This window comes from Streptomyces cadmiisoli, assembly GCF_003261055.1.
Taxonomy (GTDB): Bacteria; Actinomycetota; Actinomycetes; order Streptomycetales; family Streptomycetaceae; genus Streptomyces; species Streptomyces cadmiisoli.
In genome coordinates, this window is the sequence record NZ_CP030073.1 from 7,121,667 (window position 1) to 7,134,792 (window position 13,126).

The 13,126-nt window shown below is 73.0% G+C and carries 12 protein-coding genes; all 12 read left to right on the forward strand.

What is annotated here, in order from left to right; genetic code table 11:
• The first annotated feature begins 35 nt into the window (after window positions 1–35).
• The 12 genes from DN051_RS31350 to DN051_RS31405 all read left to right on the forward strand — a co-directional run bounded on the left by DN051_RS31350 (window position 36) and on the right by DN051_RS31405 (window position 13,091).
• A complete protein-coding gene (locus DN051_RS31350) occupies window positions 36–1,454 on the forward strand; it encodes an RsmB/NOP family class I SAM-dependent RNA methyltransferase (RefSeq protein WP_053759862.1) in 1,419 nt (472 codons plus the stop codon).
• Window positions 1,455–1,704: 250 nt separating this feature from the next.
• Window positions 1,705–2,391 carry a ribulose-phosphate 3-epimerase gene (gene rpe / locus DN051_RS31355; RefSeq protein ID WP_053759949.1) on the forward strand — a complete coding sequence of 229 codons (687 nt, stop codon included), beginning with the start codon at window positions 1,705–1,707 and terminating at the stop codon, window positions 2,389–2,391.
• A gap of 89 nt (window positions 2,392–2,480) precedes the next feature.
• Entirely contained in the window at window positions 2,481–3,524 is a 1,044-nt protein-coding gene (locus tag DN051_RS31360; protein WP_079001046.1) for a sugar-binding transcriptional regulator, read from the forward strand.
• A gap of 40 nt (window positions 3,525–3,564) precedes the next feature.
• Window positions 3,565–3,936: a guanyl-specific ribonuclease gene (locus tag DN051_RS31365; protein WP_112440067.1), complete on the forward strand. Its 372-nt coding sequence runs from the start codon at window positions 3,565–3,567 to the stop codon at window positions 3,934–3,936.
• Window positions 3,933–4,247, forward strand: a complete 315-nt coding sequence (locus DN051_RS31370) for a barstar family protein (protein ID WP_053759865.1) — start codon at window positions 3,933–3,935, stop codon at window positions 4,245–4,247. Before DN051_RS31365 ends, DN051_RS31370 begins: the two co-directional genes overlap by 4 nt.
• A 131-nt stretch (window positions 4,248–4,378) precedes the next feature.
• Complete coding sequence (locus tag DN051_RS31375; RefSeq protein WP_053759950.1) at window positions 4,379–5,821, forward strand: GuaB1 family IMP dehydrogenase-related protein; 1,443 nt, start codon at window positions 4,379–4,381, stop codon at window positions 5,819–5,821.
• 210 nt (window positions 5,822–6,031) lie between these two features.
• Window positions 6,032–6,484, forward strand: coding sequence for an Lrp/AsnC family transcriptional regulator (locus DN051_RS31380; RefSeq protein WP_053759866.1), 453 nt, complete (start codon window positions 6,032–6,034; stop codon window positions 6,482–6,484).
• Window positions 6,485–6,577: 93 nt separating this feature from the next.
• The gene (locus DN051_RS31385; RefSeq protein ID WP_053759867.1) at window positions 6,578–7,729 is read left to right on the forward strand and encodes an MFS transporter; all 1,152 of its coding nucleotides are present in this window, start codon (window positions 6,578–6,580) and stop codon (window positions 7,727–7,729) included.
• Window positions 7,730–7,869: 140 nt separating this feature from the next.
• The gene (locus DN051_RS31390) at window positions 7,870–9,873 is read left to right on the forward strand and encodes a sensor histidine kinase (RefSeq protein ID WP_112440069.1); all 2,004 of its coding nucleotides are present in this window, start codon (window positions 7,870–7,872) and stop codon (window positions 9,871–9,873) included.
• A gap of 7 nt (window positions 9,874–9,880) precedes the next feature.
• Window positions 9,881–10,261, forward strand: a complete 381-nt coding sequence (locus DN051_RS31395) for a DUF742 domain-containing protein (RefSeq protein WP_246040675.1) — start codon at window positions 9,881–9,883, stop codon at window positions 10,259–10,261.
• Window positions 10,262–10,549: 288 nt separating this feature from the next.
• Window positions 10,550–11,338 carry a carbon-nitrogen hydrolase family protein gene (locus DN051_RS31400; RefSeq protein WP_053759868.1) on the forward strand — a complete coding sequence of 263 codons (789 nt, stop codon included), beginning with the start codon at window positions 10,550–10,552 and terminating at the stop codon, window positions 11,336–11,338.
• Between the two features lie 40 nt (window positions 11,339–11,378).
• Window positions 11,379–13,091: a flavin monoamine oxidase family protein gene (locus tag DN051_RS31405; protein WP_053759869.1), complete on the forward strand. Its 1,713-nt coding sequence runs from the start codon at window positions 11,379–11,381 to the stop codon at window positions 13,089–13,091.
• Window positions 13,092–13,126 lie beyond the last annotated feature (35 nt).

A 13,126-nucleotide genomic window follows, 5' to 3' on the forward strand; every position in this document is an offset into this window, starting at 1 on the left:
TGCACACCGTGAACAGAAATCCGGAGCACCTTTACGTGAGCGACACCTCCCGTCGGCCCCGCAAGCCGGGCAAGCCCTACCGTCGGCCCAAGAAGGACCCCGTGCGCATCCTGGCCTTCGACGCGCTCAGGGCCGTCGACGAGCGGGACGCGTACGCCAACCTGGTGCTGCCGCCGTTGCTGCGCAAGGCGCGGGAGGGCGGCGACTTCGACGGGCGGGACGCGGCGCTCGCGACCGAGCTGGTGTACGGGACGCTGCGGCGGCAGGGGACGTACGACGCCGTCATCGCCAGTTGCGTCGACCGGCCGCTCAGGGAGGTCGACCCGCCCGTGCTGGACGTCCTGAGCCTCGGCGCGCACCAGTTGCTGGGCACGCGCATCCCGTCGCACGCGGCGGTCTCCGCCACCGTTGAGCTGGCCCGGGTCGTGCTCGGCGACGGCCGGGCCAAGTTCGTCAACGCGGTGCTGCGCAAGGTGGCCCAGCACGACCTCGACGGCTGGCTGGAGCGGGTTGCCCCGCCCTACGACGAGGACCCCGAGGAGCATCTGGCCGTCGTGCATTCGCACCCGCGCTGGGTCGTCTCCGCCCTGTGGGACTCGCTGGGCGGCGGCCGGGCCGGGATCGAGGAACTGCTGGCGGCCGACAACGAACGACCCGAGGTGACGTTGGTCGCCCGGCCCGGCCGGGCCACGACGGACGAGCTGCTGCGTGAGGACGCCGCGCTGCCGGGGCGCTGGTCGCCGTACGCCGTGCGACTCACCGAGGGCGGCGAGCCCGGTGCCGTGCAGGCCGTCCGGGAGGGCCGGGCGGGTGTGCAGGACGAGGGCAGCCAGCTCGTCGCGCTGGCCCTGGCCGCGGCGCCCGTCGAGGGACCCGACGAGAAGTGGCTGGACGGCTGCGCCGGCCCCGGCGGCAAGGCCGCGCTGCTCGGCGCCCTCGCCGCCGAGCGGGGGGCCTTGCTGCTCGCCTCCGAGAAGCAGCCGCACCGGGCCGGCCTCGTCGCCAAGGCCCTGGACGGCGCTCCGGGAGCCCACCAGGTCATCGCGGCCGACGGCACCCGGCCGGCGTGGCGGCCCGGCACCTTCGACCGCGTTCTGATGGACGTGCCGTGCACCGGGCTGGGCGCGCTGCGCCGGCGTCCCGAGGCGCGCTGGCGGCGCCGGCCCGAGGACCTCGACGGCTTCGCCCCGCTGCAGCGCGGGCTGCTGCTGACCGCTCTGGAGTCCGTGCGCGTCGGCGGTGTGGTCGGCTACGCGACCTGCTCGCCGCACCTCGCCGAGACCCGGGCCGTGGTCGCCGACGTGCTCAAGCAGTTCCCGGGGACCGAGCTCGTCGACGCCCGTCCGCTGCTGCCGGGCGTGCCGGACCTGGGCGACGGCCCCGACGTACAGCTGTGGCCGCATCTGCACGGGACGGACGCGATGTATCTGGCGGTCATCCGCAGAACCGGCTGACGCCCGGTTCCCGGTCCGTCGGACCGCTCGGACGCTCATCCGCGGTGCACGGTCGCCGGAGTCCGGACGGGTCCGAAGGGCCCGGACACCGCCGGGGTCCGGGCGGACCCGGCGGGCCCCGGCGTCCAGGTGGCGCCGGGTGGCCGGCGGGCCGTCCGACCTGCCCGACGGGCACGCGCGGAACGCCCGATGAACGTCCGTGGTACGGACCGGGGCGAACATCCGTGCCCGGGCATGGCAGGCTTGGGTCATGGCCGTGCAGATCAACCCCAGCATCCTGTCCGCCGACTTCGCGCGTCTCGCCGACGAGGCGAAGGCGGTGGAAGGGGCCGACTGGCTCCACGTAGACGTCATGGACAACCATTTCGTCCCGAACCTCACGCTCGGTGTACCGATCGTGGAGTCTCTGGCCCGCGCGACGGACACGCCGCTGGACTGCCACCTGATGATCGAGGCCCCCGATCGGTGGGCGCCGCAGTACGTGGAGGCGGGTGCTTCGTCGGTCACGTTCCATGTCGAGGCCGCGGCCGCTCCCGTGCGGCTGGCCCGCGAGATCCGGGCCAAGGGCGCGCGTGCCTCCATGGCGCTCAAGCCGGCGACTCCGATCGAGCCGTACGAGGATCTGCTCCCCGAGCTCGACATGCTGCTGATCATGACGGTCGAGCCGGGCTTCGGCGGCCAGGCGTTTCTGGACATCATGCTTCCCAAGATCCGCCGCACCCGTGAGCTGATCAGCAAGCACGGCCTCGAGCTGTGGCTCCAGGTCGACGGCGGAGTGTCGGACAGCACCATCGAGCGGTGCGCGGAGGCGGGCGCCGACGTCTTCGTCGCGGGTTCCGCCGTGTACGGCGCCGCCGACCCGGCCGCCGCGGTCCGTGGCCTGCGGGCCAAGGCGCAGGCCGCGGCGGAGCAGGCGACATGGACCTGCGACCACTGAGCCACGGTTACGTGAACGGCGCCCGTCGGGCACCGATCAGGGCTGATCAAGCGCGCCGAATCTGCAAGGATGAACGGCGAATCCAGAGTGTGAACAGCAGTGAGGAGAGCGCCGTGTCGGGTATGTCGGCGGGCCGGTCAGCCATGCGGATGGGACCCGCTGAGCTGGTGCAGGCGGCGGCCATGGCCCGCCGCTTCTACCTCGAGGGCAAGTCCAAGATCCAGATCGCCGAGGAGTTCGGCGTCAGCCGCTTCAAGGTGGCCCGGGTCCTGGAGACCGCCCTCGAACGGGATCTCGTACGGATCGAGATCCGAGTCCCGGCCGAGCTGGACGCCGAGCGCTCGGACGCGCTGCGCGCCCGGTACGGCCTCAGGCACGCCGTCGTGGTCGAGTCGCCGGCCGAGGCCGAGGAGACCACCGACCCGGAGAATCTGGGCGAGGTGGCCGCCGACCTGCTCGGCGAACTCGTCAACGAGGGCGACGTCCTGGGCCTGGCCTGGGGACGGTCGACCATCCACATGGCGGCCGCCCTCGACCGGCTCCCGCCGTGCACGGTGGTCCAGCTGACCGGTGTGTACGACGCGGGGACCGCCGAGCGCGGCTCGGTGGAGGCGGTGCGACGGGCGGCCCAGGTCTCCGGCGGCGACGCCCATCCCATCTACGCGCCGATGCTGCTGCCCGACGCGGCCACCGCGGCCGCGCTGCGCCACCAGACCGGGATCGCGCGGGCCTTCGAGTACTTCGACAAGGTCACGGTCGCCTGTGTCTCCATCGGCTCCTGGGAGCCGGGCATCTCGACGGTGCACGACATGCTCAGCGACGAGGAGCGTTCCCACTACGCCTCGCTCGGTGTGGCGGCGGAGATGTCCGCGCACCTCTTCGACTCCGACGGCCGCCGGGTCGGCCGGGACCTCGGCGAGCGGTGCATCACGGTCAAGGCCGACCAGCTCCGCCGTATCCCCGAGGTCGTCGCGATCGCCGGCGGTCAGCGCAAGGCGGCCGCGATCGACGCCGTCCTGCGGTCGGGTCTCGTCACGAGCCTGGTCACGGACACGTCGGCGGCCGACTACCTGATGACGGCCGGCCCCGCGCCGCGGCCCGCGCTGAACCGGGCGGACCCGGACGGACCCTGAGGGAGAGCCGGAAGGGGACGGCCGTGGCAGCATCGGCGGCATGGTGCTGCGGTTCGTCCTCCGGGCGCTGGCCGGCGTCCTGGCCGTACTGCTCGCGGGTTGCGCACAGGCGCCGACGACGGTCGGGGCCGACGGCCTGCCGACGGTCCGGGCCGCCGACCTGCCCGCCGAGGCGCGCGAGACCCTTGAGCTCATCGACAGGGGAGGCCCGTTCCCGTACGACCGGGACGGCACGGTCTTCGGAAACTTCGAACGGCTGCTGCCGCGGCGGGAACGCGGCTACTACCGCGAGTACACGGTCGAGACCCCCGGCTCACCCGACCGCGGAGCCCGGCGGATCGTCACCGGCCGGGGCGGCGAGGTCTACTACACCGACGATCACTACGAGTCGTTCAGGGCGGTGCTGAGATGACGGAGATCGTGGTCACCCTCGACCTCGAAGGTGTCATGGACAAGGCAGGTCTGATGGACCGCTGCGCCAGAACGCTGGCTCTGCCCGACTGGTTCGGCCGCAACTGGGACGCGCTGGTGGACAGCCTCTCCGACCACACCCTCTGGCCCGAGGGCGCCGTGGAGCGCGGGCTGCTGGTGGTCGTCCGCGACTGGCGGCCGTACGCGACGGCCCGGCCCGACGAGTGGCGGATCGCCGAGGAGGTCTTCGCCGAAGCGGTGGAACGGACCCCGTCGCTCACCGTGAGCCTCGCTCTCGGAGGAACCTCCTAAAGGATCTCTGACCTGCCTGGACGAAACGACCGGGCATCGCATTCCGGTCGTCATGGGAGAATGAAGTACGTGCTCTTCCCCCGGGCTGACCTGTCCGGGGGCCACCTCTGATCGACCGGGATGTGCAGCACGTGCGTTTCCTCAACGACATCCAGCCCTCGTACGACCTGACGTACGACGACGTCTTCATGGTGCCGAGCCGGAGCGCCGTCGGCTCCCGTCAGGGTGTGGACCTCAGCTCCCCGGACGGTACGGGCACCACGATTCCCCTGGTCGTCGCCAACATGACCGCCATCGCCGGCCGGCGCATGGCCGAGACCGTGGCCCGCCGGGGTGGTCTCGTGGTCATCCCGCAGGACATCCCGAACGAGGTCGTCACCGAGGTCGTCACCTGGGTCAAGGGCCGTCACCTGGTCCTGGACACCCCCATCGTCCTGGCCCCGCACCAGACCGTCGCCGACGCGCTGTCCCTGCTCCCGAAGCGCGCGCACAACGCCGGCGTGGTCGTCGACGACGAGCAGCGCCCCATCGGCGTCGTCACCGACCAGGACCTCAGCGGCGTCGACCGCTTCACCCAGCTCGAAATGGTCATGTCCAAGGACCTGCTGCTGCTGGACGCCGACATCGACCCGCGCGAGGCCTTCAACACGCTCGACCACCACAACCGGCGCTACGCCCCGGCCGTCGACCCGGAGGGCCGGCTGGCCGGCATCCTGACCCGCACGGGCGCCCTGCGCGCCACGCTCTACACGCCGGCCACGGACGCCGGCGGACGGCTGCGGGTCGCCGCCGCCGTGGGCATCAACGGCGACGTCGCGGGCAAGGCCGAGGAACTGCTCGCCGCGGGCGTCGACACGCTCGTGATCGACACCGCGCACGGCCACCAGGAGTCGATGATCAGCGCCATCAAGCTGGTGCGCGACCTCGACCCCCGGGTGCCGATCGTCGCGGGCAACATCGTCTCCGCGGAGGGTGTGCGCGATCTGATCGAGGCCGGCGCCGACATCATCAAGGTCGGTGTGGGCCCGGGCGCGATGTGCACCACCCGCATGATGACCGGGGTCGGCCGGCCGCAGTTCTCCGCCGTGCTGGAGTGCGCGGCCGAGGCGAGGAAGTACGGCAAGCACGTCTGGGCCGACGGCGGTGTCCGCCACCCGCGCGACGTGGCGATGGCGCTGGCCGCGGGCGCGTCCAACGTGATGGTCGGGTCCTGGTTCGCCGGCACCTACGAGTCGCCCGGCGACCTCCAGCAGGACGCGGGCGGCCGCTTCTACAAGGAGTCGTTCGGCATGGCCTCCGCCCGCGCGGTGGCCAACCGCACCTCGGAGGAGTCGGCGTACGACCGCGCCCGCAAGGCCCTGTTCGAGGAGGGCATCTCGACGTCCCGCATGTTCCTGGACCCGGCCCGCCCCGGCGTCGAGGACCTGATCGACTCGATCATCGCGGGCGTCCGCTCCTCCTGCACCTACGCCGGTGCCGCGTCCCTCGAGGAGTTCGCCGAGAAGGCCGTCGTCGGCATCCAGAGCGCCGCCGGCTACGCCGAGGGCAAGCCGCTGCACGCCAGCTGGAGCTGACCCGACGGCAGCCGCGCGCGGCCCCCGCCCTCCCGTCGACCGGGACGGCGGGGGCCGTGCGTGTGCCCGGCACCCGCGACATGTTGCGCCCCGACACCGTGACCTGGGTCGTCGTCGGGTTCCGGACGGCCGCCGGTCTCGTGTTCTACTTCCCTTACGGCCACCGCCGGTCCCGTCTCGCCACATCTGAAGCGAAGTGAACCACCCGCAGTGCTGAACGATCTCGACGAACGCATCGTGCACGCCCTCGCCGAGGACGCCCGCCGCTCCTACGCGGACATCGGACAACTCGTCGGCCTGTCCGCGCCCGCCGTCAAACGGCGGGTGGACCGGCTGCGGGCCACCGGCGCCATCACGGGCTTCACCGTACGGGTCGACCCGTCGGCGCTCGGCTGGGAGACCGAGGGCTTCGTCGAGATCCACTGCCGGCCCAACACCTCACCGGAGACCATCCAACGAGGTCTGGAGCGCTATCAGGAGGTGGTGGCGGCGTCCACCGTCACCGGCGACGCGGACGCGATCGCCCAGGTCTTCGCCTCCGACATGCGGCACTTCGAGCGGGTCCTGGAGCGGATCGCGGGGGAGCCGTTCGTGGAGCGGACCAAGTCCGTGCTGGTGCTCTCGCCCCTGCTGCGCCGGTTCTCGTCCGGGTCTCCGACGTAAAACGGGTGGGCCGGGGCAGGGGCCCCGCGTAGCATCGCCGGTATGACCTGGCGACATTGATTCCCCGTCGAGGCCGCGCCCGACACCCGCCGGGTGACGCGGCCGCTCTACGCCTACGCGTTCCTGGACGACTTCGTCCTGCTCTACCCGGTGTACGCGCTGCTGTTCAGCGACGCCGGGCTGTCGGTCTGGCAGATCTCCTCCCTGTTCGCGCTGTGGTCGCTCACCGGGGTGCTCCTGGAGGTCCCCTCCGGCGCGCTGGCGGACGCCGTGTCGCGCCGGCTGCTGCTGTGGACCGGACCGCTGCTGACCGCCGCGGGCTTCGCCCTGTGGGTGCTCGCCCCCTCGTACGCCGCGTTCGCGCTCGGCTTCGTCCTGTGGGGCGCGGGCGGCGCACTCGGCTCCGGCGCCCTGGAGGCGCTGGTCCACGAGGAGTTGGACCGACTGGGCGCGGCGGAGAGCTACGCCCGGGTGATGGGCCGCGCCCGCGCGGCGGGCCTGGTCGCCGTGATGGCCGCGATGGGGCTGGCCGGACCGGTGTTCGCGGCCGGGGGCCATCCGGCCGTGGGCGCGGCGAGCGTGCTGGCCTGCCTGCTCTGCGCGGCGGCGGCGACACGGTTCCCCGAACACCGGGCCGCGGTGAGCGGCGGCGCGGGCTGGGCCGGCACACTGCGCGCCGGGCTCGCGGACGTGCGCGCCGACCGGTCCGTGCGGGGCGTGCTCCTGCTGGTCGCCGCCGTGGGTTCCGTATGGGGCGCCCTCGACGAGTACACACCGCTGCTGGTGCGGGAAACCGGTGTGCCGGCCGCGGTGGCCCCCTATGTGCTCCTGCTGATCTGGGCGGGCGCGACCGTCGGAAGTCTGCTCGCCGGTCCGGGCGAACGGCTCGGCCGGGCCGGATTCGCCGGCCTGCTCGCGGGCTCCGGACTCGCGCTGGCCGTCGGGGCCTCGGCCGGGACCCCGGCCGGTCTCGGGCTGGTGGCGGTCGCCTTCGGCGGGTTCCAGCTCGCCGGGGTGCTGGCCGACGCGCGGCTCCAGCGACGTATCGACGACACCGGGCGGGCGACCCTGACCTCGGTCGCGGGCCTGGGCACCGAGACGGCCACGATCGCCGTGTTCGGCGGCTACTCCGCCGTCGCCTCGGCGAGCGCGCACGGGACGGCCTTCGCGGTGTTCGCGCTGCCGTATCTGGTGACCGCGCTGGTCGTGGCGTTCGGCGGAGTGGCGCGCCGGCGCCCGCGGTGAGGTGCGGGCCGTGCCGAGACGGCCATTGCGGTCCTCGGGCGGCATCCCGTAGGTTGTGCCGCGGCTTGCTACCGGTGGGTAGTACCGGTGGGTAACCGTTTGCTCCAGCCATACGACCGTCCTGTCGCCCTGGGGAGACCATGCGCTGGCCCATCGGCCGTCCCACCACCGTGCGAGCGCGGATCGTGGCGCTCGCGGTCGCGCCGGTGATCGCCCTGCTGGCGCTGTGGAGCTTCGCGATGTGGTCCGTCACCGGCGAACTGCGCGCGCTGGTACGGGTCCAGGGGGTCTACGAGGACTTCGGCACCCCCGTGGACACCGCCGTCGGGCAGATCCAGATCGAACGGCGGCTGTCGGCCGCCTACCTGGGCGCCGGACACCGCACGGACACCGCCGTGGACCTCCTGGAGCAGCAGCGCCGCACCGACCGCGCCGTGGGCGCCATGCGCGACGCGATCCGCGACGGTGACCGCGACCGGCTCTCCGGCCGGCAGCGGCAGGTGCTGGACGCGGTGGCCGAATCCTCCGGGGCGCTGGAGAGCCTGCGCCGGCGCGTGCTGTCGCGGGACATCACCTGGGACCGCGCGGTCGACGAGTTCGGCGCGCTGGTGGAGCCGGGCTTCGACGTCCAGTCCTCGCTCACCTCCCGCCAGGCCGGGCAGTTGGCGCGGGAGGCGCAGGTCGTGACCGAGCTGGTCCGGGTGCGGGAGTTCGTCTCACGCGAGGACGCGCTGGTCGCCGGGGCGCGCGCCGCGGGTACCCTGACCGACCGGCAGTACGACACGCTCACCGCGACCGTCGAGCACCGGCGGGTGTTCGAGCGGACCTACGTGCCCGATCTGCCGGCCGACTCACGGGCGCTGTTCGAGGAGTTCCGGCGCGGCGACCTGTACCGGGAGCTGACCGCGAGCGAGGACGCGCTGCTGCGGGCCGGCGCGGACGGCGCGGGCGAGGCCGTGGCGGCGGGCTCCTGGCGCACCACCACCGACCGGGCGGTCGAGCGCTACATGCTGCTGTGCACCGAGTCGGCGGTGAACGCCGCCGAGCGCGCCCGGGCGTTCGCCCACCGGGAGCTGGCCAGGGCGGTCGCCGTCGGAGTGCTCGGCCTGGTGGCGGTGGGCCTCTCGCTGTGGCAGGCGCTGCGCGGAGCCCGGCGCATCTCACGCCGGCTGGAGGCGCTGCGGGACGCCGCCGACGTGCTCACGGCACGCCAACTGCCGGATGTGATGGCGCGGTTGAGCGCCGGGGAGGAGGTGGACGCCGCCGTCGAGGCGCTGCCCCTGACCGGCGCGGAGGCGGTCACCGACGAGATCGGGCAGGTCGGCCGCTCCTTCGACGCCGCGCGGCGCGCGGCCGTCGAGGCAGCCGTCCGGCAGGCCGCGCTGCGGCGCGGAATGGACGCCGTACTGCTGAACATCGCGCGCCGCAACCAGGCACTCGTGCACCGGCAGTTGAAGCTCGTCGACACGCTGGAGCGGCGGACCCAGGATCCGGACGTCCTGGAGGAGCTGTTCCGGATCGACCACCTGACCACCCGGATGCGCCGGCACGCGGAGGGGCTGATCATCCTCTCCGGTGCGGCCCCCGGCCGCAGATGGCGCAGGCCCGTCCCGGTCGCCGACGTCGTCTCCTCCGCGGTGAGCGAGATCGAGGACTACGCGCGCGTGGAGGTGCCCCCGATGGAGCGGCTGGGGGTCGCCGCGGACGCCGTCGCCGATGTCGCGCACCTGGTCGCCGAGTTGGTCGAGAACGCGACCATGTTCTCGCCGCCGCACACCCGGGTCACCATGCGCACGGGACGCGCGGCCCGCGGCGGCTTCGTCCTGGAGGTCGACGACCGCGGTCTCGGCCTGTCCGCCGAGCAGCTGGACCTGGCCCGCCGCACCCTGACCCGCCCGGACGACTTCGACCCCACCCGGCACGAGCGGCTCGGGCTGTACGTCGTGGGCAGGCTCGCCGCCCGGCACGGCATCCAGGTCACGCTGAGCGGATCGCCCTACGGCGGCACGACGGCGGCGGTGCTGCTGCCGAAGGGGGTGCTCGCGCCGCTCGACGCCGAGACGGATGGCGCGACGGACCACGGGGCGGACGAGGAAGCGGACGAGGCCGCCGTCCGGTCGGCCGCCGGCACCGACGACCCCTGAGCCGGCCGTGAGCGACGAGCACTGGTACGAGGACGAGACCGGGCCCATGGTGCGGCCCTACATGGTGACGCGCGGCCGCACCCGGCCCTCCGGCCGCCACACCATCGACCTGTTGTCGCAGGTCACCGCGGTGGCGCAGGACGACGGGCGGCCGGGATCCGATCACTCCCGCGCCGCGCTGCTCGCCCTGGTGCGCCGCGGCCCCCGGCCCGTCGTCGAGCTCGCCGCCGACGCTGACCTGCCGCTGACCGTCGTACGGGTGCTGCTCGGCGATCTGGCCGAGGCCGGACTGGTGCGCGTCGACCCGCCCCGGTGGGCCGCCACGGACGACCCGGCCACCGACCCGGAGATCCTGCGGGAGATCGCTGCGCGCCTGCGCGAGCTCTGACGACGCGGGCGACGGCACCACGAGCCGACCCGGGCGCCGCTCGGCCGGGCCCTCGCTCGGCCGGGCCCCGGTCCCGCTCAGCCCGCGCGCTCCCGTTCCCCTCAGCTTGCCCGCCGGGCCCGTGGCGGCGCCGTGCCGTGAACCGGCGTGCAACGAATCGCCGCGCCGGCCCGCCCCGACGCAACGATCCGCCCACCGGCGCGCAACGGCTTCTTCTTGTCCGGCGGTACCCCCCGCCCGTACCGTCTACGTGGCCCCCACAACCATTCCGCCCGGTGAGGATCACGCATGCGCACCGCCCTGCTCCAGAGCTCCGGCCGCCCCGGCTCCGCCGTCGAGAACCTGAAGGTCCTCGACGAGGCCGCGGGCCGCGCCGCCGCGGCCGGTGCCGGGCTGCTCGTCGCGCCGGAGATGTTCCTGACCGGCTACGCGATCGGTGACGACGTCGCCCGGCTCGCGGAGCCCGCCGACGGCGACGCCGCCGACGCGGTGGCCGACATCGCCACCCGGCACCGCGTGGCGATCGCCTACGGATACCCGGAGCGCGGCCCGCACGCGGTGCACAACTCCGCCCAGCTCATCTCCGCCGACGGCACCCGCCTGGCCAACTACCGCAAGACCCATCTCTTCGGCTGCTTCGAGCGCGACCACTTCGCACCGGGTGACCAGCAGGTCGTCCAGGCCGAGCTGGACGGTCTGCGGGTCGGCCTGATGATCTGCTACGACGTGGAGTTCCCGGAGAACGTGCGCGCGCACGCCCTGGCCGGCACCGACCTGCTGCTGGTGCCGACCGCGCAGATGCACCCGTTCCAGTTCGTCGCGGAGAGCCTCGTCCCGGTGCGGGCCTTCGAGAGCCAGATGTACATCGCGTACGTCAACCGCACCGGACCGGAGGGCGAGTTCGAGTTCGTCGGGCTGTCCGCCCTGGCCGGCCCCGACGGGGTCGCCCGCGCCCGCGCCGGGCGCGGTGAGGAACTGGTCCTCGCCGATGTCGACCCCGCCTTCCTGGCCGCGTCCCGCGCGGCCAACCCGTACCTGGAGGACCGCCGCCCCGGCCTCTACGGGTCCCTCGTCTGAGCCCCACCCCCGGTTCCATCGCGCAAGGAGTCCGTACCCCATGACGTCCACGGTGCCCAACGCCGTCGAGCACACCGACGAGCAGCAGCCGCCGATCACCATGTTCGGCCCGGACTTCCCGTACGCCTACGACGACTACCTCGCCCACGCGGCGGGCATCGGCCAGATACCCGCCACCGAGCACGGCGCCGAGGTCGCGGTCATCGGCGGCGGCCTGTCGGGCATCGTGGCCGCGTACGAGCTGATGAAGATGGGCCTGAAGCCCGTCGTCTACGAGGCGGACCGGATCGGCGGACGGCTGCGCACCGTCGGCTTCGAGGGCTGCGACCCGTCACTGACGGCCGAGATGGGCGCGATGCGCTTCCCGCCGTCCTCCACCGCCCTCCAGCACTACATCGACCTGGTGGGCCTGGAGACCCGGCCCTTCCCGAACCCCCTGGCCGAGGCCACGCCCTCGACCGTCGTCGACCTGAAGGGGGAGTCGCACTACGCCGAGACGATCGACGACCTGCCGCAGGTCTACCGCGACGTCGCCGCCGCCTGGAACAAGTGCCTGGAGGAGGGCGCCGACTTCTCCGACATGAACCGGGCGATGCGCGAGCGCGACGTCCCGCGCATCCGTGAGATCTGGGCGAAGCTCGTCGAGAAGCTCGACAACCAGACCTTCTACGGGTTCCTCTGCGACTCCGAGGCCTTCAAGTCCTTCCGGCACCGCGAGATCTTCGGCCAGGTCGGCTTCGGCACCGGCGGCTGGGACACCGACTTCCCCAACTCCATCCTGGAGATCCTGCGGGTCGTCTACACCGAGGCCGACGACCACCACCGCGGCATCGTCGGCGGCTCCCAGCAGCTGCCGCAGCGCCTGTGGGAGCGCGCGCCGGGGAAGATCGTGCACTGGCCGTACGGCACGTCGCTGGCCACGCTGCACGAGGGTGGCGAGCCCCGCCCGGCCGTGACCCGTCTGAACCGCACCGCGGGCAACCGGATCACGGTCACCGACGCGGCCGGCGACATCCGCACCTACCGGGCCGCGATCTTCACCGCCCAGTCCTGGATGCTGCTGTCGAAGATCGCCTGCGACGACTCGCTGTTCCCGATCGACCACTGGACGGCGATCGAGCGGACCCACTACATGGAGTCCAGCAAGCTCTTCGTGCCCGTGGACCGGCCGTTCTGGCTGGACGAGGCCGTCGACGACAACGGGAACCCCACCGGTCGCGACGTGATGTCGATGACGCTCACCGACCGCATGACCCGCGGGACCTACCTCCTCGACGACGGCCCGGACAAGCCCGCCGTGATCTGCCTGTCGTACACCTGGTGCGACGACAGCCTGAAGTGGCTGCCGCTGTCCGCGAACGAGCGGATGGAGGTGATGCTGAAGTCGCTCGGCGAGATCTATCCGAAGGCCGACATCAGGAAGCACATCATCGGCAGCCCGGTGACGGTCTCCTGGGAGAACGAGCCCTACTTCATGGGCGCGTTCAAGGCCAACCTGCCCGGCCACTACCGCTACCAGCGGCGCCTGTTCACCCACTTCATGCAGGACCGGCTGCCCGAGGACAAGCGGGGCATCTTCCTCGCCGGTGACGACATCTCCTGGACGGCCGGCTGGGCCGAGGGCGCCGTCCAGACCGCGCTGAACGCGGTCTGGGGCGTCATGCACCACTTCGGCGGGGAGACCGACCGGTCCAACCCCGGCCCCGGCGACGTCTACGACGAGATCGCGCCGGTGGAGCTGCCGGAGGACTGACCGGGCGAGCCGCGGTCGGGCAGGTGGTCCGGGAG